This is a genomic window from Bradyrhizobium frederickii, from assembly GCF_004570865.1.
GTDB classification, from domain to species: Bacteria; Pseudomonadota; Alphaproteobacteria; order Rhizobiales; family Xanthobacteraceae; genus Bradyrhizobium; species Bradyrhizobium frederickii.
The window spans coordinates 447,521-466,856 of record NZ_SPQS01000001.1 but is presented as its reverse complement, the minus strand read 5'-3'; the positions used below and the strand labels follow the sequence as shown (position 1 = coordinate 466,856).

The 19,336-nt window shown below is 64.5% G+C and carries 18 protein-coding genes; 9 read left to right on the top strand and 9 right to left on the bottom strand.

Annotated features, from left to right (window positions below; translation table 11 throughout):
• Positions 1-43: 43 nt before the first annotated feature.
• Entirely contained in the window at positions 44-361 is a 318-nt protein-coding gene (locus E4K64_RS02190; protein WP_135161942.1) for a c-type cytochrome, read from the top strand.
• Between the two features lie 6 nt (positions 362-367).
• Here the strand turns inward: E4K64_RS02190 and E4K64_RS02185 are convergent, their stop codons facing one another.
• The 3 genes from E4K64_RS02185 to E4K64_RS02175 are packed head-to-tail and all read right to left on the bottom strand — an operon-like array spanning position 368 to position 3,381.
• Positions 368-1,471, bottom strand: coding sequence for an ABC-type transport auxiliary lipoprotein family protein (locus tag E4K64_RS02185; protein ID WP_135161941.1), 1,104 nt, complete (start codon positions 1,469-1,471; stop codon positions 368-370).
• A gap of 3 nt (positions 1,472-1,474) precedes the next feature.
• Complete coding sequence (locus E4K64_RS02180; RefSeq protein ID WP_167771756.1) at positions 1,475-2,242, bottom strand: ABC transporter ATP-binding protein; 768 nt, start codon at positions 2,240-2,242, stop codon at positions 1,475-1,477.
• Between the two features lie 2 nt (positions 2,243-2,244).
• Positions 2,245-3,381 carry an ABC transporter permease gene (locus E4K64_RS02175; RefSeq protein WP_135161939.1) on the bottom strand — a complete coding sequence of 379 codons (1,137 nt, stop codon included), beginning with the start codon at positions 3,379-3,381 and terminating at the stop codon, positions 2,245-2,247.
• Between the two features lie 173 nt (positions 3,382-3,554).
• Here E4K64_RS02175 and E4K64_RS02170 point away from each other — a divergent pair, with 173 nt between their 5' ends.
• Both E4K64_RS02170 and E4K64_RS02165 read left to right on the top strand, forming a co-directional pair.
• A complete protein-coding gene (locus E4K64_RS02170; protein WP_135161938.1) occupies positions 3,555-3,830 on the top strand; it encodes a hypothetical protein in 276 nt (91 codons plus the stop codon).
• Positions 3,831-4,343 carry a phage holin family protein gene (locus E4K64_RS02165; RefSeq protein ID WP_135161937.1) on the top strand — a complete coding sequence of 171 codons (513 nt, stop codon included), beginning with the start codon at positions 3,831-3,833 and terminating at the stop codon, positions 4,341-4,343.
• Between the two features lie 9 nt (positions 4,344-4,352).
• Here the strand turns inward: E4K64_RS02165 and E4K64_RS02160 are convergent, their stop codons facing one another.
• Together E4K64_RS02160 and E4K64_RS02155 are read right to left on the bottom strand one after the other, a co-directional pair.
• Complete coding sequence (locus E4K64_RS02160) at positions 4,353-7,046, bottom strand: bifunctional acetate--CoA ligase family protein/GNAT family N-acetyltransferase (RefSeq protein WP_135161936.1); 2,694 nt, start codon at positions 7,044-7,046, stop codon at positions 4,353-4,355.
• A gap of 66 nt (positions 7,047-7,112) precedes the next feature.
• Positions 7,113-7,952 carry a universal stress protein gene (locus E4K64_RS02155; protein WP_135161935.1) on the bottom strand — a complete coding sequence of 280 codons (840 nt, stop codon included), beginning with the start codon at positions 7,950-7,952 and terminating at the stop codon, positions 7,113-7,115.
• Between the two features lie 168 nt (positions 7,953-8,120).
• Here E4K64_RS02155 and E4K64_RS02150 point away from each other — a divergent pair, with 168 nt between their 5' ends.
• The 3 genes from E4K64_RS02150 to E4K64_RS02140 are packed head-to-tail and all read left to right on the top strand — an operon-like array spanning position 8,121 to position 11,648.
• Positions 8,121-9,104 (top strand): zinc-dependent alcohol dehydrogenase family protein, encoded by a 984-nt coding sequence (locus E4K64_RS02150; RefSeq protein ID WP_135161934.1) that lies wholly within the window; start codon positions 8,121-8,123, stop codon positions 9,102-9,104.
• Positions 9,105-9,127: 23 nt separating this feature from the next.
• Positions 9,128-10,690, top strand: coding sequence for a bifunctional aminoglycoside phosphotransferase/ATP-binding protein (locus tag E4K64_RS02145; RefSeq protein ID WP_135162074.1), 1,563 nt, complete (start codon positions 9,128-9,130; stop codon positions 10,688-10,690).
• A complete protein-coding gene (locus E4K64_RS02140) occupies positions 10,677-11,648 on the top strand; it encodes a CHAD domain-containing protein (protein WP_135161933.1) in 972 nt (323 codons plus the stop codon). The genes E4K64_RS02145 and E4K64_RS02140 overlap by 14 nt, the downstream gene beginning before the upstream one ends.
• Here the strand turns inward: E4K64_RS02140 and E4K64_RS02135 are convergent.
• Entirely contained in the window at positions 11,645-13,498 is a 1,854-nt protein-coding gene (locus E4K64_RS02135; protein WP_135161932.1) for a PHA/PHB synthase family protein, read from the bottom strand. The two genes, E4K64_RS02140 and E4K64_RS02135, sit on opposite strands and share 4 nt — an antisense overlap.
• 208 nt (positions 13,499-13,706) lie before the next feature.
• Here E4K64_RS02135 and E4K64_RS02130 point away from each other — a divergent pair, with 208 nt between their 5' ends.
• On the top strand, positions 13,707-14,435 hold the full coding sequence (locus tag E4K64_RS02130; protein WP_126255680.1) for a CBS domain-containing protein: 729 nt from the start codon (positions 13,707-13,709) through the stop codon (positions 14,433-14,435).
• A gap of 24 nt (positions 14,436-14,459) precedes the next feature.
• Here the strand turns inward: E4K64_RS02130 and E4K64_RS02125 are convergent, their stop codons facing one another.
• The 3 genes from E4K64_RS02125 to E4K64_RS02115 all read right to left on the bottom strand — a co-directional run bounded on the left by E4K64_RS02125 (position 14,460) and on the right by E4K64_RS02115 (position 17,292).
• Positions 14,460-14,918: a RidA family protein gene (locus tag E4K64_RS02125; RefSeq protein WP_135161931.1), complete on the bottom strand. Its 459-nt coding sequence runs from the start codon at positions 14,916-14,918 to the stop codon at positions 14,460-14,462.
• 21 nt (positions 14,919-14,939) lie between these two features.
• Positions 14,940-16,631, bottom strand: coding sequence for a benzoate-CoA ligase family protein (locus tag E4K64_RS02120; protein WP_135161930.1), 1,692 nt, complete (start codon positions 16,629-16,631; stop codon positions 14,940-14,942).
• A 142-nt stretch (positions 16,632-16,773) separates the two neighbouring features.
• A complete protein-coding gene (locus E4K64_RS02115; protein ID WP_167767778.1) occupies positions 16,774-17,292 on the bottom strand; it encodes a MarR family winged helix-turn-helix transcriptional regulator in 519 nt (172 codons plus the stop codon).
• Positions 17,293-17,542: 250 nt separating this feature from the next.
• On the opposite strand from E4K64_RS02115, the gene E4K64_RS02110 reads away from it, so the two are divergent.
• Both E4K64_RS02110 and E4K64_RS02105 read left to right on the top strand, forming a co-directional pair.
• On the top strand, positions 17,543-18,715 hold the full coding sequence (locus E4K64_RS02110) for an ABC transporter substrate-binding protein (RefSeq protein ID WP_167771755.1): 1,173 nt from the start codon (positions 17,543-17,545) through the stop codon (positions 18,713-18,715).
• A gap of 88 nt (positions 18,716-18,803) precedes the next feature.
• A complete protein-coding gene (locus tag E4K64_RS02105; RefSeq protein WP_018643141.1) occupies positions 18,804-19,259 on the top strand; it encodes a cupin domain-containing protein in 456 nt (151 codons plus the stop codon).
• The last annotated feature ends 77 nt before the right edge of the window (positions 19,260-19,336 follow it).

Sequence of the window (19,336 nt, the reverse complement as noted above, 5' to 3'; positions counted from 1 at the left end):
CCCCGTCTTATTCTGCTCCAGCGTTCGACGGGATCACTTTTCTATGCTGCAAGGCGCCCTGCGTCACAGCCTGATTGGGCTGCTTCTGATTACTCCTGCCCTGGCGGCGCCGACCGCCGAACAGCGTGGCAAGGCCTTTGCAAGGGCCAATTGCGCGCGCTGCCATGCCATTGACCGCGCCTCCCGCAGCCCGCTCGAGGGCGCTCCCCCGCTGCGCATGCTGCATCGGCGTTACCCGATCGAGACCCTGGGCGAGGCGCTGGCCGAGGGGATTTACACCGGTCACGCCGACATGCCGGCCTTCGAGCTCAATCCAGACCAGATCCACGACCTTCTGTCCTACCTGAAAACGCTGGAATAGACCGCGCTATACCGCCTGCACGGTCCACCCGATCAGCTCCTTGGCGATGCGGGCAAAGGCCGCGTCGAAGGCGGCGACTGAAGCGGCGGGCTCGACCTTGTCGAGCTTCTCGCTGGTCTCGACCAGGCGCGAGGCAACCACCTTGCCGTTCTTGTCGACGATCCGCGCCGACAGTCCGATCTCGACCCTCGCCTCGCCCTCCGTGACGATCCGAAAGCGCCGGATGTCGATCAGGAGCTGGTAATCCGCCTGACCGAGATCGCTCGCGCGCAACGGGGCGTGGGCGATGTCGTAATTCTCGAAACTGTCGATCAGGCGTGCCTGCACCAGTTTCGGAATGCTGTCGGCCCAGAGGAAGTCGGCAAAGCCCGGTCTGTCGCCGACAGGCGCGAACAGCATGCGCTGGGTCTGCAGCATTGCGACCGCGCTCGGCTCGGGGATGGCCAGTGATGCCGACAGTGTCTTGCCGGCGGGCCCGAGGTTCTGCGGGATGTGCAGGTCGTAGGTGACCTTCTGCGCGGGAGCGCCGCCGCCGGTCATCTTCTCCAGGCCGGCCAGAATGCCGTCGACCTTGCCGGTGTTGCGCGCGAGCCCGTCGGAGAAGGTCTTGAAATTCGCGATGGTGTCCTTGAGCGGGCCGGAATTGTCCTGAAGCACCGTATCGACCCGCCGCAGCGCATCCCGCGCCGCCTGCGTCATGCTCTGGCCGGCGCCGGCCTCGGCGATCAGGGTCACGGGCTCGCCGGATTTGGCGACGATCGCGCCGCCCTCCAACGTCACCACCGGCACGCCGGTCAGGCCCTGAAATTCGAGACCGACCCTGGTATCGGAGCGGACCGGCGTGGCGGTCGCAACCGAAATCGTGGCATTGACGAAGCGCGGATTGTCGGGCGCGAGCCCGAGCTGGGTCACCTCACCGACGCGGATGCCGTTGAACAGCACGCCGGCGCCGACCAGCAGGCCTGGGACCGGCCCCTGGAATTGCACATGGTAGTTCGTGCGCGGTCCGATGCCGCCGGTGTTGCTCAGCCAATAGACGAAGCCGAACACCGCAAGGATCGCGGCCAGCACGAAACTGCCGATCAGCACGTAGGGAGCGCGGGTTTCCATGTCTCATCTCATCTCGTGTTGCAGCATCTGCGAGCGCTTGCCGTGGAAATAAGCGCGCACCCAGGGATGCTCGGATTGCAGCAATTCGCGCATCGGGCCGATCGCCACGATCTTGCCGTCGGCGAGCGCGGCGACGCGGTCGCAGACCGTGGTCAGGCTCGCAAGATCGTGGGTCACCATGAACACGGTCAGCCCCAGCGTCTTTTGCAGCGTCTTGATCAGCGCATCGAATTCGCCGGCGGCGATCGGATCGAGGCCGGAGGTCGGCTCGTCCAGGAACAGGATCGGCGGATCGAGCGCGAGCGCGCGGGCCAGCGCCACGCGCTTGGTCATGCCGCCGGACAGTTCCGCCGGATATTTGTCGGCGTCCTGGGCACGCAAGCCGACCATTTCGAGCTTGGCGATCGCGATCTCATCCATCAGCTCCTGCGACAGGACCAGATTTTCGCGCAAGGGAAACTGGACGTTCTGGCGGACCGTGAGCGAGGAGAACAGCGCGCCCTGCTGGAACAGGATGCCCCACGTCGTGGCTGCGCCTCGACCGTGCCCCCCGGTGGGTTGTCCCATCACTTCGATGGTCCCGCCCCGGCGCGGGATCAGGCCGATGATGGTCCGCATCAGTACCGACTTGCCGCCGCCGGACGCCCCGACCAGCCCAAGGATCTCGCCGCGGCGGACGTCGAGTGACAGATGATCGAGCACCGTCTGGCGGCCGAAGCCGACCACGAGGTCACGGACGCGGATCGCGAACTGGTCTTGCGGCGCGTCCATCGTCACATTCCGATCGAGGCAAAGAAGACCGCAAACAGGCCGTCGAGCACGATCACCAGGAAGATCGATTTCACCACCGACGTCGTGGTCTGTCGCCCGAGCGACTCGGCGCTGCCCTTGACCCGCAGTCCCTCGCTGCAGGCCACGATTCCGATCACCAGCGCCATGAACGGCGCCTTCAAGATGCCCACCTCGAAATGCGTGACCGAGATGGCCTCGTGCAGCCGCGCCATATAGATCGCCGGTCCCATATCGCCATAGAATTGTGCGACGAGACCGCCGCCATAGAGCGCGGCAATCGATCCAATGAAAGTGAGAATGGGCAAGGCAATGACCAGGGCCGCAACGCGCGGCAGGATCAGGACCTCCACGGGATCGAGCCCCATGGTGGAGAGCGCGTCAATCTCCTCGCGCATCTTCATCGAGCCGAGCTCGGCAGTGTAGGCACTTCCCGACCGGCCGGCGACCATGATGGCGACGATCAGCACGCCGAGCTCACGCAGCACCAGGATGCCGACCATGTCGACAGTATACGATTCCGCGCCGAATCTGCGGAAATGGAAGAAGCCCTGCTGCGCGATGATGGCGCCGATCAGGAAGGTGATGAGCGCGACGATGGGAATCGCCTGCCACCCGATGCGGTAGAGCTGATAGACCAAAGAGGTCAGCCGCAGCGATCGCGGCCGGCGCAGCACACCGATCACCGCCATGAACAATGCGCCGAGCAACTCGAGGAAGATCGTGACGTCTTCGCGGGCGCCGACCGTGGATTTGCCGAGATCGCCGAGCCTCGCCAACACCGGGTTGGGCGCGGCCGTGGGGGCCGGCGTGTGGCGGTTGACTTGGCGCACCTCATCCATCAGCCCGCTGAAATGATCAGCGACGCCGACGAACTCAGCCGATCTTCCGGATGATGCGGCCCTGCGCGACAGCTTCTCGAGGACCCAGGCGCCGAGCGTGTCGAGCGCACTGACGCCCGACATGTCCAGGGTGACGGCGCGCGAGCGATCGACGTCGGCTCCGACCGAGCGGGACAATGTCTCGAGCATGACCACATTCGCGGCGGTCCAGGGCCCTTCGGGACGCAGGTTCAGCACGTCGCCGGACGGCGTCGCGAGCAACAGCGGTTCGTGGTTCACGCTTCCACCTCGTCGGGACAATCAGTCCCATTCAGACGGCATTTCTAGGCCAGCATATGGCGGCCGGCTTGACCTGTCTCAAGAGCTGAACTGCCCTGCCGATTGACGCAAATCAAGCGTGATCGCGTACGCGGGCCCTAGGCTTGCGTCCGTTCAATGGGGATATCAGGTCCATGTTCGACCGTGACAGGATGAGCGAAGAATTGCGCACGCTGAAGGTTGATGTGACGCGCTTGCTGAGCACCGCCGGCGAGGAGATGTTCGAGAGCTCGAAAGATCGCGCCGAGGCGCTCGCCGATCAGATCAGGGCTGCGCTCACCGAGCTCGGCGAGACCGTCGAGGAAGAGCAGGAGCAGCTTCGGGGCCTCATTGCGGACCGTCCTATCGCATCGCTCGCCTCCGCCTTCGCGCTCGGCGTGGTCGTCGGCTTCATGCTGAGGAGACACTAGGTGAATACCGAGAACGTGGTCAAACATCTGCGCGTGCTGTGGCGCACCGACAGGATCATCGCGGACATCAGGCTGCGTCATCTGCTGATCGGCCTCGGCCTGCGCGCCTTCGCAGCACTGGTTGCGGCGTTCGGGCTTCTGATGCTGGAGCTGGCGGCCTATTTCGCGCTGGTCCAGATCTGGAGTGCGATTGCCGCGGCGGCCATCCTCGGTGCCGTCAATTTCGCCATCGCGGCTGCCATCTTCATCATCGCCGGCCGCGCTCCGTCCGGCCGGGACATCGAGCTCGCCGGCGAAATCCACGACGCCTCCATCGAAGCCCTTCAGCTCGAGGCGCGCGCACTCCAGGCCCAGGTGTCGGGCGCGGTGCATCATCCGCTCAGCACGATCGTGCCGGTGCTGGTGCCGCTGATCGCGATCATCGTGAAGAATTTGCGGTCGACGGCCGGAACATCGGCCAAGACATCTGGCAAGACATCCACCGCCGCAGGTTCGGCCGAAGCGCGCTCCTGAGGGGTGCGCTCAGAGCTTCAACTTGACGTCGCAGATGTCGGGTTCGGCCGGGTCCGGTCTGACCTCGAAGCCGAGGTTTCGGCACATTTCGAGCATCACGGTGTTCTCCTGGAGCACGTCGCCCGAAATGACCTTCAGCCCTTCCGACTTGGCATAGTCGATGATGAGCTGCATGAGGGCCCAGCCGAGCCCCCTGCCCTTCAGGTCGGAGCGCAGCAGGATCGCATATTCACCGCTCTCGTAGATCGAATCCGAATGGAGCCGGACCACGCCGACCATCTCGCCGGTGGCCTCGTCGAATGCAATGAAGGCCATCGCGCGCGCATAGTCGAGCTGGGTCAGGCGCGCGATGAATTCGTGGGTAAACTCCTTCATCGGCGCGAAGAACCGCAGGCGAAGGTCGTGCGGCGTGACGTGGCGCAGGAATTCGTGGATGGTCGGCTCATCCTCCGGGCGCATGGGCCGCACGAAGATGCGCCAGTCGTCCTTGAGCTTGAGGCGGCGCTCCCATTGTGACGGATAGGCGCGAACGGCGAAATTGGCCGGGCCGGAGCCGACGAACTTTCGTTGCGGCGGGGCGACCGCGACGCGGGCATCCACCGCAGTCACGCCGGTTTCGTCCGCCAGCAACGGATTGATGTCGAATTCCCGGATCTCGGGAATATCGGCGGCCATCTGCGCCAGCTTGACAAGCACCATGGCGACCGCGTCTTGCTTGACCGCTGGCACATCACGATACGCCTTCAGCAGCCGCGACACGCGCGTGCGGTCGATCAAATCGCGGGCGAGCTGCAAATCCAGCGGCGGCAGCGCGAGCGCCTTGTCGTTGATGATCTCGACCGCCGTGCCGCCACGACCGAACACCACGACCGTGCCGAAAGTGGGATCGTCCGCGAGGCCCAGGATCAGCTCGCGCGCCTTCGCCTTGACGACCATGGCCTGGACGATGACGCCGCCGATGCGGGCCTCGGGCCGCAGCTTTCTCGCCCGGGCGAGAATATCGGAGGTGGCCGCACGCACGGCCTCCGGCGTTGTCAGATTGAGCACGACGCCGCCGACATCGGATTTGTGGACGATGTCCCGCGACATGATCTTCAACACGACGGTGCCGCCCTGTGCGAAGATTTCCCTGGCATAGGCTACCGCCTGCTCGACATCGGCTGCGGCATAAGTCGGCACCATCGCGATGTCATAGGCTTCGAGCAGATGCTTGATCTCGACCGGCTCGAGCCATTGGCGGCCGTCCGCGATCGCGGCGGTGACGATCTGCCGCGCCCCTTGTGCGTCCGGAACGAATGTGTCGGGCATCGCGGGTGGAACCTGACTCAGCTCCTCCACCACTTCCCGGTGCCGGACCAGATGCATGAAGCCGCGCACGGCGTCGTCCTCGGTCGGATAGTTCGGCACACCGGCGCTGGAAAGCGCCTGAATGATGTCCTGGTCGGCACCGACCCAGGCCGCCAGCACCGGCTTGGCCCATCGGCGGTGCTCGTTCCGATATTTGCCGACGAGCTCCGTCACGGTCGCAGCGATCTCGGCCGCCGAGGCGATCGCGGTTTGCACATTGAGAACCAGAACCGCGTCATTGTCGCGATCGGCCAGCAGCAGCTCCAGCGCCGCCGCATAGCGCGCGGCGTCGGCGTCACCGACGATGTCGACGGGATTTGCACCTGACCAGGTCGGCGGCAACGCAGCATCCAGCTTCTTACGCGTCTCCGCCGAAATGGTCGCCGGAATTCCACCGAGTTCGACCAGTCGATCGACGGCGAGCACGCCGATGCCGCCGCCATTGGTCAGGATGGCGAGGCGCTTTCCGGCCGGCGATTCGAGGCGGCCGAGTGTCTCGGCACAATCGAACAGCTCACGCAGATCGGAGACCCGCAGGATGCCCGCGCGGCGGAACGCCGCGTCATAGACGGCGTCAGCGCCGGCGAGGGCGCCGGTATGAGTGGCAGCCGCCTTCGCGCCCTGCGCCATGCGGCCGGACTTCACCACGACGACGGGCTTCACGCGCGCGGCGGCGCGCGCCGCCGACATGAACTTGCGCGCATCCTTGATGGACTCGATGTAGAGCAGGATCGCGCGCGTCTTGTGGTCCATCGCGAAATAGTCGAGCAGATCGGCAATATCGACGTCGATCTGATCGCCGATCGAGACGATGCCGGAGAAGCCGACGCCGCGTTGGGCGGCCCAATCGACCATGCCGGCAGCGATCGCACCCGATTGCGAGATCAGCGCGAGGCTGCCCGCCCCCGGCATATGCGCGGCAAAGCTGGCATTCAGGCTGACGCCGGGCATCATGATGCCGAGACAGTTCGGTCCGATCAGCCGCATGCCGTATTTGCGGGCTGCGGTGCTGGCAGCCTCGTGCAGAGATCCCGGTCCGTGGCCGAGCCCGGCCGAGACGATCAAGGCGCCCGCCGAGCCGCGACGCCCGGCCTGGTCGATGATACCTGGAATCTCACGCGCAGGCGCGGTGATGACCACGAGCTCGGGCACGAAGTCCAAAGCGTCCATGCTCTTCACCGCGGCGATGCCGCCGATTTCGGCATGACGTGGATTGACGAGGCCAAATCGCCCCTTGAATTCAGCCTTGCGAATGTTCTCGAGAACGGCGCGTCCCACCGAGACCGGACGGGCGCTCGCGCCGACGAGCGCAACTGAACGCGGCGCCAACAGATTATTCAGACGATAAGTTGACATGAAAGCAAATGCGCCCGGTCGGCGACTGTTCCGATGGTTGACGATCAGGCAGGACGAATGGCGAGCCTAGTGCGAGATCATAACCCAGCATGGTGGCTCACCGATGACGGTCTTTGTCACACCGCCCCAGACGATCTCGTTCAGACGCGAATGATGATAGGCGCCCATCACGATGGCGTCCATGCCATGGGAATTCGCCCAATTTCCCAGGACCTTGCCGATCGAGCTGCCGCGGCTCTTCGCCGCTTCGAAGGAGGCATGGACACCGTGTTCCCTCAGATGATCGACCAGAGCGGTTCCGGATTGCACGATCGCGTCGGTCTTCTCATCCGCCACGGTCACCACGCGAACCGAGGCCGCCGCCTGCAGGACCGGCAACGCGTCGCCGACCGCTCGCGCCGCACGCGCGGAGTGGTCCCAGGCGATCATGACGTTCCCGAATTTGGGGCGAAGGTCTCCTGCGAGATGTTCCGGACAGAGCAGAAGCGGCCGGCCGGATCCCAACAGGAAGGCATCAACGATGCTCTCCGTTCGACTGTCATGCGGCTTCACGGGGAGCAGCGTGAGATCGCTGAAACGAGCGTGTTCGGCAAGGATGGCCGGGATCTGGTCCGCCGGCACCTTGCCCGTTCGGCTCTGGGCGCGAATGTTGGCGCGTGATGTCGCATTGGTAAATGCATTCAGGAGCTGCTGCACGTCGCTCATTTCGCGCAAACTGCCGGGCTCCGCAGACTCGCGATCGTAGGGCAGCATCACCTTCGGCCGCTCGTAAACCTCTTCCTCAAGCGCGAGCGCGGTGATCCTGGCGCCGAGATCGGCAGCAACGGCCACGCATTTCTCGATCGCAGCCAGGGCCGGCCCGCGCGGCTGGCCGACAAGCGGCAGAAAGACGTCCTTGATGGGCATCGGGATTCTCCTTGGCCGCCACAATAGGCCGGCTTTGGTCGAGACCCTTGATCCTCGTCAAGCCAAGGGAACTCGGTCCGGCCCGGACAGCGTTGACCGGCATCAAGGACTGGCCGCATAGCTGTTCTATGGGTAATTCAGTCGGAGCGGTTCGCCCTGGAGAAGCTCATGCGTGCGATGGTGTTGCCGGCCGCACGAACGCGGCTCCAGATGGAGGAGCGGCCCGACCCGATCCCCGGCGAGGGGCAGCTCCGGGTAAAGGTCAGCGCCTGCGGGGTCTGCCGGACCGATCTTCACCTCGTCGACGCCGAACTGCCCGAAGTTCGCTATCCGATCGTACCTGGTCACGAGATCGTCGGTCGGGTCGATCTCGTGGGCCCGAATGTCGCAACGCATGTGCCCGGTGATCGGGTCGGCATTCCCTGGCTCGGCTTTACCTGCGGACATTGTCGCTTCTGCCGGGACGGCATGGAAAACCTGTGTGACGCACCGCTATTCACCGGATATACGCGCGATGGCGGCTACGCGACCCACACCGTCGCCGACGCACGCTACGCCTTTCCCCTTGGTGAGGACGGCAACGACGTGGAGATCGCGCCTCTGCTATGCGCGGGGCTGATCGGCTGGCGCTCGCTGGTGCTGGCCGGCCCTGCCGAACGGCTCGGCCTCTATGGTTTCGGCGCGGCCGGCCACATCATTGCGCAGGTCGCGCGCTGGCAGGGACGATCCGTCCATGCATTCACGCGACGCGGCGACGCCGCTGCGCAAGATCTTGCACGTCGTCTCGGCGCGGTCTGGGCGGGAGCATCTGACGAAGTGCCCGAGGAGCCGCTCGACGCCGCCATCATCTACGCACCATCAGGCGAGCTCGTCCCGGCTGCGTTGCGCGCGGTCCGCAAAGGCGGGCGCGTCGTATGCGCGGGCATCCACATGACCGACATTCCAAGCTTTCCCTATGATCTGCTCTGGCAGGAACGGCAGCTGGTGTCGGTCGCCAATCTCACCCGACAGGATGGCCTCGATTTCCTCAAGATCGCGCCGCAAGCTGGTGTGCGCACCGAGACGACGGCATTTCCACTCGAGCAGGCCAACGAGGTTCTGACCATGCTGCGGGCTGGTCAGATTCTCGGCGCGGCCGTGCTGACGCCCTGATGGTGCTCCGGATGTCCGTTTCCATGAAGGACGAAATGGCAGCCCAGGAGCGGATCTTCCGGACGCTGACCGACCATCCCGGCGTGACGCGGATCGACACGCATGGCGCCTCGGTGTTCCTCGACGGGAGGCGCGCGTTGAAGATCAAGCGCGCTGTCCGGTATCCCTTTCTCGATTATTCGACACTCGATAAGCGCAAGGCGGCCTGCGAGGAGGAGATCAGGATCAACCGGCCGCTGGCGCCGCAGATCTATCATCGCGTCGTGGCGATCACGGAAGAGCCGGATGGATCGGTGCAAGTTGGCGGCGCCGGCCGGCCGATCGAGTATGCGGTGGACATGTCGCGCTTCGACGAAAGCAGAACGCTGGATCATCTGGCAAAGGCCGGGCCGCTGGATGCAAAGCTCGCCTCGGCTGCCGCCGATGCGGTCGTGGCTTCCCATGGCGCCGCCACAAGCGCGGATGCCGTAGCATGGGTCTCCTCCATCCCCGCCCTGATCGACGGCAACAGTCACGGCCTGCAGGCCGGCGGCCAACTCAACGCGGGAGACATCGACAAGCTCAGCCGAGCCTCGCACGAGGCCTATTTGCGCCTCCGCCCCCTGCTCGTGGAGCGCGGCCGGAAAGGTTTCGTGCGCCGCTGTCATGGCGATCTGCATCTCGCAAATATCGTCCTGATCGATGACCGTCCCGTGCTGTTCGACGCCATCGAGTTCGATGCGCAGATGGCGACCGTCGACGTGCTCTACGATCTCGCATTCACGCTGATGGACCTGTTGCACCACGATCAGGCACACGCGGCCAACATCGTCCTGAACCGCTATCTCGCCGCGACGCCCGCCGATAATTTCGACGCGCTCTCGGCCCTGCCGCTGTTCATGTCCGTCCGGGCGGCGATACGCGCCCAGGTGGCTCTGGCACGGCTGAGTCCGCCGCATTCGGACGACCCCGGCATTCTCGAGCAGGCACGGCGCTATTTTGACCTCGCCAGGATGCTGATCCATCCTGCCGCTCCGCGCCTGATTGCCGTCGGCGGATTGTCAGGCACGGGCAAGACGGTTCTGGCGCAAGCGCTGGCGCCCCGCATCGCACCGCCGCCCGGAGCCGTCGTGCTGCGCAGCGACATCGTCCGCAAGCAGATGTTCGGGGTCGAGGACACCCACCGCCTGCCGCCCTCCGCCTACACGCCGGAGCATGCAGCCCGCGTCTACGACACGCTGGCTCAGCTCGCCCGGCGGGTGCTGGCGCAAGGCCATTCGGCGATCATTGACGGCGTATTTGCCCGCGAGGACGAACGAGACGCGATCGCCGCACTGGCGCGCGAGTGCAACGTGCCGCTGGACGGCCTGTTTCTGGTTGCAGATCTTGCCACCCGGCAAACGCGGATCGGAAGCCGCCGGGGAGACGCATCCGACGCCACGCAAGAGGTTGCCGCGCTGCAGGAGCACTATAGTATCGGCCATGTCGGTTGGGCGACCATCGATGCATCCGGGACGCAAGAGCAGACGCTCCAGAACTGCCGGAACGCGATCACTGAAGGCAAACAAGGCAATCTGATTGGCGCGGGCAAAAATGGCGCGACCTAGCACGACCTCGGCGGCCGCTCGCGTCGCGCCGGCGGCACGTCGCAATGCCCTGCCCGGCCGCCTTAGTCCCGGCATGGCCTGCGATACGGCGTTCCGGATCATCGCGCGCCGTCACCTTGCTGCCGTCCTCGCCCAGCATGACGGCACCTGCCGCGGCGATCCCGACGCGCTGCACCAGATCCGGATCGCACTGACGCATCTGCGCACCGCCATCCGCTTCTTCTCGCCGATGGTCGACGACGCTCTGCGGCCGACTATCTGGGCCGAGCTGAAATGGCTGAACAGCCAGCTCGGCATGGTGCGGGACCTCGATGTGGCGATCGAGCGGGTCGTCGCCGAGAGCGGCGACGAGCTCGCCGTGATCGCCGAGCTTCAGCACTGGGACGAAAAACGCGCCGAGAGCCACCGCGAGCTGGCGCGCGCACTGCAATCCCCGCGGTATCGCCGCCTTGTCGAGCAGACCTCGGCCTGGATCGAGAGCGGCCCCTGGTCGACCCGGCGCAGCAAGGAGGCCATCCGATTGCGCCGCTGCACGCTCGCCGACCATGCAGCGCAGCGGCTGGCTGAGTGGGAAACGACGCTGCTCAAGAAGGCGCGAAAGCTCCGCAAGCTCGACGTCGAGAAACGCCACAAGCTGCGGCTTCTCAACAAGCGGATGACCTATTCGATCGAGTCGCTCCAGGACCTGTTCGCCGATGAATCACTGACGAAACAGAAATCCATCCTCAAGAAATTGCGCCAGGCGCAACGGTCACTCGGACAATTGAACGACGATGCGCGGGGACAAGCGCTGGCGGCGTCATTGAATGGCGCCGGCCAAGAAGCCGGCAATCGCTTCCTCAACCGCAAGCGGGAGAAGAAGCTGTTGCGGAAGGCGTCAACCGCCTACCGCAAACTGGACAAGGCCAAACCCTTCCGCTCCTCGGATCTCGCGCCAAGGTCCGAGCCGGAGGCTTAGGTGTGGACGTAGTCCCCCGGCGCATCGGGCAGTCCCGGAGCGTCTCCAACTCCGGTCTGCGGCGGATCGCAGGGCGCGCCGGAACGCGCCGCTAGCCAATTAGCCCATTCCGGCCACCAAGAGCCCTCGACGTGCGGAGCCAGCTTCAGCCATTCGTCCGGACCAACATAGGGCGCATCGGCAGGCTTGATCAGCACCTGATAGCTGTGGCCGGGCTCCTCTGGAGGTGCAACGACACCGGCATTGTGGCCGCCGCTGGTCAACAGGAACGTCACGTCGGCATCGACCTGATAGTGGATCTTGTAGGCGGATCGCCACGGCGCCACGTGATCGGCGAGCGTGCCGACCACGAACATCGGCGCGTGAATATCGGACAGCGAAACGCTCCTGCCGTCGACCTGATAGCGTCCGCCGGCCAGATCGTTGTCGAGGAACAGCTTACGCAGATATTCCGAATGCATGCGATAAGGCAGCCGGGTTGCATCGGCGTTCCAGGCCATCAGGTCGCTCGGCGGTGCGCTCTCGCCCATCAGATAGTCGTGTGACAGACGCGACCAGATCAACTCGTTGGAACGAAGCAGCTGAAAGGCGCCGGCCATCTGCGTCGTGTCGAGATAGCCTCGCTGCCACATCACGTCTTCGAGAAAGGCGACCTGGCTCTCGTTGATGAAGAGCGTCAGCTCCCCGGCCTCGGTGAAATCGGTCTGGGCCGCAAGGAGCGTGACGGTGCCGAGGCGGTTGTCGCCGTCGCGTTCCATCGCCGCCGCGGCGATCGACAGCAGCGTGCCGCCCAGACAATAGCCGAGCGCATGCGTCTTCCGCCCCGGCATGATCAGGCCGATCATGTCCAGCGCCGCCATGACGCCCAGCTTGCGATAATCGTCAAAGGCGAGATCCCTATCTCTCGCATCCGGATTGCGCCAGGAGATCGCGAACACGGTGAACCCTTGACCGGTCAGATATTTGACCAGCGAGTTCTGCGGCGAGAGATCGAGAATGTAGTACTTCATGATCCAGGCCGGCACGATCAGGATCGGCTCGGGCCTCACCTGTGCGGTGGTCGGGTGGTACTGAATGAGCTCGATCAGCTCGTTGCGGTAGACGACCTTGCCCGGTGAAACCGCCACGGTCTTGCCGACCACGAACCGCCCGTCCTCCGCCAGCTTCGAGTTGGAGAGCACGCGCATCAGATCGCTGCACCAATTCTGCCAGCCAAAGACGTAATTCTCGCCGCCGCTCTGGAACGCCTTCTCCAGCACCTTCGGATTGGTCGCCGCGAAATTCGACGGGGCCAGCATGTCGAGCATCTGGCGCATCGAGAACTCGACGATGGCCTCATTGGCGTGCGACACGCCACGCACGCCCGTCGCGGCATCGCGCCACCAGCGTTCTGCGAGCAAGAACCCCTGCGCCAGCAGATTGAACGGCGCAGTCTCCCATTGTGGTCCACTGAAACGGCGATCCCGCGCCTGCGGCCGGATCACGGACCACGGCCTTTGCTCCGGCGACGCCGCGTGCGCGGCGGCTTCCACCAGCCGCCCGGTGTCGCGCAGGGCGGTGCGGGAAATCTCCATCTGGCGTTGCGGCGCCGCAGCGAGATGCGAGCTCCAGTCGAGCCAGGCAAGCGACAAGGCCAGCGGCGAAATACCGCCGGTGAACCGTGCCAGCATGGCGTGAAACGCGCGATCGAATGGATATGGCTCGGATTCTGGCAGAGAATCGGCAGCAGTCGTCTTTTCTGCGAGCTTTTCGGCGCTCACCGTCGAAGCTCCGGGAGCAGCGGCGGGACTGAGCGGGAGGGCCTGCACCGCCGGCTCTTCGGCCCGTGGATAAATCTTCACGACGCTCATGGCTCAATGATCCCAAGGGCTGCGGTTTGATGTCGGCGGAGGATATGGCCAGTCTTCGCATCAGCGTTGAGCTGCATCAAACCGGAGGGCGGATCACAATTGCTTCATCGATGCGGACGGGTTCGTCCCATTGACCTGAGTCAAGCCGCGGCCCGGCGTCCGGGCTAGTTTTCGCGCATCGAAATTTGACAAGCCAGCGGAGTCTTCCATGCGCGCCCACCAGATCATGACCCGGTCGGTCATCTCGGTTACCCCCGACACAAGCATCGTCGAGGCGGCGAATATCATGCTGAAGCGGCATGTCAGCGGCCTCACGGTGGTCGACGAGACCGGCAAGCTGGTCGGCGTCGTCTCCGAAGGGGATTTCATCCGCCGCAGCGAAATCGGCACCGGACGCAAGCGCGGACGCTGGCTGCGGTTCATCCTGGGGCCGGGCAAATCCGCCAGCGATTTCGTCCACGAGCACGGCCGCAAGGTCTCGGAAGTGATGACCGACACGCCCATCACCATCACGGAGGATATGGCGCTCGCCGAGATCGTCGACCTCATGGAGCGCAACAACGTGAAGCGGCTGCCCGTGGTGCGCGGCGACAAGGTCGTCGGCATCGTATCGCGAGCCAACCTGCTGCAGGCCGTGGCGGGGCTCGCCCGCGAGGTGCCGGATCCGACGGCGGACGACGATCACATTCGCAGCCGTATCATCGAGACCATGGAGAAGAACGACTGGTGCCCGTTCGGGCTGAACGTCATCGTCCGTGACGGCATCGTTCACCTCAGCGGTGTCATCAGCGAAGAGCGCACACGGCAGGCGGCGATCGTCGCCGCCGAGAACGTCGAAGGCGTGAAGAAGGTGCACGACCATCTGTGCTGGGTCGACACCATGTCGGGCATCTATCTGAACTCGCCCGAGGACGACGAGCTCGCAAAGGCCAGCTGACAAGGCCAGCTGAGTCTGCGCGATTCAGCGTGGAACGACGGCGGTGGCCTCGATCTCGACGCGCGCCGCCTTCTCCACCAAGCGCACCACCTGCACCAGCGCCATCGCGGGGTAATGGGTGCCGAAGATGGCACGGTAGACCTTGCCGAGCGTCTTCAGGTTGGACAGGTACTCGTCCATGTCGACGACGTACCAGGTCAGCCGCACGAGGTGCTCGGGCCGCGCGCCGGCCTCGGCCAGGATCGCCGCGATGTTGCTCAAGGTCTGGCGCACCTGCGCAACAAAGCCGTCGGCGAGACGCTCCTCGGCGTCCCAGCCGATCACGCCGCCGGTGACGACGATGCGCCCTTCGGCGGCCATGCCGTTGGCATAGCCCTTCGGCATCGGCCATCCCGACGGCTGGAGCACCTGCACCCGCGAACGGGTGCCATCCTCGGCGGCTGTCGGCAGCACCGCGAGCTGCGGGCCTTTCGGCGTCGTCACGGACAATTCGTCATCCTTTTCTCATTCCGCCGCGACGCCTGAGGACGTCACGGCGACCTGCGCCAGCTGCCGCAGGGCAAAGCGCTTCAATTTTCCGGTCTCGGTCTTCGGCAGTTGCGTCACGAACTCGATCGCCCGCGGATATTTGTATGGCGCGATCTCGCGTTTGACATGCTCCTGCAGCTCGGCCACGAGCTGAGCATCCGCCGTTACGCCGGGTGCGGCGACGACATAGGCCTTCACGATCATGCCGCGCGCCTCGTCCGGGGCGCCGACCACACCGCACTCGGCGACCGCCGGATGCGTGAGCAGGGCCGCCTCGACGTCGGTGCCTGCGATGTTGTAGCCGGATGACACGATCATGTCGTCGGAGCGGGACTGGTACCAGAAATAGCCGTCGCTATCCATCAGATAGGTGTCGCCGGTGATGTTCCAGCCGTTCTGGACGTACTTGCGCTGCCGCTCGTCGGCGAGATAGCGGCAACCAGTCGGCCCGCGCACCGCAAGCTTGCCCATCGTGCCCGGCGGCACGTCATGGCCGTCATCATCGACGATCTTGGCCTCGTAGCCGGGCACGGGCTTTCCGGTGGCACCGGGACGGATCTCACTCTCGGTCGCGCTGATGAAGATGTGCAGCAGCTCGGTCGAGCCGATCCCGTCCATCAGCTTGATGCCAGTGGCCTTGAGCCAGGCGTCGAAGGTCGGCTTGGGCAGAGTCTCGCCGGCGGAGACGCATTTGCGCAGCGAGGAAATGTCGCGCCCGGCGAGCTTGCCGATCATGGCGCGATACGCCGTGGGCGCGGTGAAACAGACCGTGATCTTGTACTGCTCGATCGCCGTCAGGATGTCGTCGGGCGTCGTCTTCTCCAGCACCACGAAAGAGGCGCCGATGTGCATCGGAAACAGCACGCCACCGAAGCCGAAGGTGAAGGCGAGCGGCGCCGAGCCGACGAAGCGATCCGTCTGCTCGGCCCGCAAGATGTTGCGCGCATAGCCGTCGCAGACCGCGAGCATGTCGCGGTGGAAATGCATGGTGCCCTTGGGATCGCCTGTCGTGCCGGAGGTAAAGGCGATCAGGCAGACATCGTCGGAGGCGGTATCGACGGCCCTGAACTCCGCGCTCGCGTCGGCGATGAGCGCTTCGAGCGAGTCCGGGGCGCCATTGCCCCAATAAACGATACGTCTGAGCGCGGGCGCCGCAGCCCTCGCCTTCTCCATTTCCTCGGCGAGCTTGCCGTCGCACAGCGCCAGCGCAATCTCCGCCTTCTGGATCGGATAGGACAGCTCCTTGGCACGGAGCAAAGGCATCGTCGCCACGACTATGCCGCCGGCCTTGATCACCGCGAGATAGGTCGCAACCATCATCGGGTTGTTGGCGGAGCGCAGCAGCACCCGCCCGCCGGGGACGAGACCGAGCTTGCCGACCAGCACATTGGCGATACGGTTCACGAGCGCCTGCAGCTCGCGATAGGTGTAGCTGACGGCGGGGCTGATGACGCAGGGCGCATCACCATGGCCCTGCTCGACCCAGCGGTCGAGGAAGTAGCTGACGCAGTTCAATCGTGGCGGATAGTTCAGCTCCGGTCGCGTGAAGATGAATTCGGGCCAGAGCTCGCGCGGCGGCAGATGCTGCTGCGCAAACGTATCGACATGGGCCGTGGCGGCGTTGCCGTCATGCGAGCCCGTCACTTGAACCTTGGCGGCGTTGGCCATCGCACGCTCCTTTCAGCATGGATTGCACCCGGCAGCACGATCTGGAAAACATTTTAGGCTTAAAACAATTCGGCGCAATAGCGGATTTTGGGCATCCCGTGCTTTTTCCTGCGGCAAAAGGGATTGGGCGGCCGGCCTGCGCTTACGGCCGGCGGCGCGCGGCCGATTTCTGCGCCGACGCCTTGGTCTTGGCGAGCAGCCGCATCAATTCGCGGACATCCTTCGGCGAGAGCTCGGCGAACAGATCGGCGATCCAGGTCTCGTGTTCCGCGGCCATGCGGCGGAACTCGGCGCGACCGAGTTTTGTGAGACGGATCACCTGGACACGGCGGTCCGTTTCGGACGTGCGGCGGTCGAGATGACCGGACTCCACAAGGCGCTCGACGAGCCCGGTGACGTTACCGTTCGACACCATCATGCGCTTGGAGACATCGGACAGCGTCATACCGTCGGGCGCCTTGTCGAGCTGCGCCATCAGGTCGAACCGGGGCAGCGTGACGTCGAACCGCTGCCGCAACCGGCCGCGGACCTCGCCCTCGATCAGCGTCGTGCAGGTCAAAAGGCGCAACCACAGCCGCAGCTCGTCGGCATGGTCTTCCGGCGTTTCGACGGCCTTGGTCTCGGAATCGAGCATCTCGGTGCAGTCACTCTCGGCGGGCATTGGCGCCGGCACGGATTCCCCAACATTTTGAGCTTCAAGTAAATCGGAGCCGGCCGCAAGTCCAAAGCTGCAACAATCGAGCGCAGCTCAACTTCTTTAGGCTTCAAACAATTGGCGCGCCGCTTGCATGCGCCGCTGGTCGCAGGATGGCGATAGTTTGAGCGCTGCTTGCCGCGGCAGCCGTCATCGGCATAAGCTTGGATTGAAGTACGGGCTTGCAGCGCAAGCCTTGATGTCACGGGGACAGATCATGAAGACGCAATTGACCTTGGCCGCAGCCTTGCTGGCCGGCACCGCCCTCAATCCAGCCGTGGCGCAGGAGAAGATCAAGCTGGGCGTGGTGGTGACCCTGTCGGGACCCGCCGCTGCGCTTGGTCAACAGGTTCGCGACGGCTTTGCACTCGCGGTGAAGGATCTCGGCGGCAAGATGGGCGGCCGCGATGTCGAGGTGATCGTTGCGGATGACGAGCTGAAGCCGGACGCGGCGGTGACCAAGGTCAAGGGCCTGCTCGAGCGCGACAAGGTCGACTTCGTGATCGGCCCGATCTTCTCCAACATCCTGCAGGCGATCCACCGGCCCATCACGGAATCGAAAACCTTCCTGGTCAGCCCCAATGCCGGCCCGTCGACGTTCGCCGGCAAGGATTGCAACCCGTTCTTCTATGTGACCTCGTACCAGAACGACCAGGTGCACGAGATCCTCGGCAAGGTCGCGCAGGATCGCGGCTACAAGCGCATGTACCTGATGGTGCCGAACTATCAGGCCGGCAAGGATTCGGTGGCGGGCTTCAAGCTCGACTACAAGGGCGAGATCGTCGAGGAGTCCTACATGCCGCTGAACACGCTGGATTTCCAGCCGGAGCTGTCCAAGATCTCCTCGCAGAAGCCCGATGCGCTCTTCACGTTCATGCCCGGCGGCCTCGGCGTCAATCTCGTCAAGCAGTACCGGCAGGCCGGCCTTGCCGACAGCATTCCGGTGCTCTCGGCATTCACGGTGGATGAATCGACCCTACCGGCCCAGCAGGACGCGGCGGTCGGCATGTTCGGCGGCGCGAACTGGGCGCCCAATCTCGACAATCCCCAGAACAAGAAGTTCGTCGCGTCCTACGAGGCCACCTATAACGTCGTGCCCGGCACCTACGCCTTCCAGGCCTATGACGCCGCGATGCTGATCGACAGCGCGGTCAAGGCCGTGAAGGGTGATCTGTCGAACAAGGATGCCGTCCGGGCTGCGCTGAAGAAGGCCGACTTCACCTCGCTGCGCGGCGCCTTCAAGTTCAACACCAACGGCTTTCCGATCCAGGACTTCTATCTGACCAAGGTCGCCAAGCGTCCGGACGGCAAGTTCCAGACCGAGATCGTGCAGAAGGTCTTCGAGAACTACGGCGACCGTTATGCCAAGGACTGCAAGGCGGCGAACTAAAGCATGGTCCGGAAAAGTGCGTAGCGGTTTTCCGAAAAGATCATGCTCGAACAATAGCCGCGCGTCGCGTTAAGGGAGGAGTGCTGCAATGAAGAGCGAAATCACCGGCATCACGCGGGCCAATGAGGGCATCCAGGGCATCTCCTGGAATATTCTGGGCCAGACCTACGTGCCGAAGAGCTACGCTGAGAACAGCTTCTCCTGGCATGCGACGCTGCCGCCGGGCACGTTCGTCCCGCCCCACATCCATCCCGACCAGGATGAATATCTCTATATGCTCGAGGGCAAGCTCGACTTCGTGCTGGGCAATTCCGAGGCGCAGGCCACCGCCGGCGATCTGATCCGCCTCGGCATGGGCGTGCCGCACGGCATCTTCAACAAGTCGGAGCAGACCGCCAAGGTGCTGTTCTGGGTTTCCCCGAGCCGCAAGCTGTTCGACCTGTTCTGGGGCCTTCACAACATGAAGGAGCAGAAGCCGGAGGACGTGGTGGCGATGGCGGCCGAGTTCAACATCCACTTCCTGCCGCCGCCGCCCGGCGGTTAAAACAGGCTCGTTCCACGGCACGAGCTCCACCTCTCCCCAGCGGGGAGAGGTGCCCGGAGTTCGCGGCCAGCGAACGA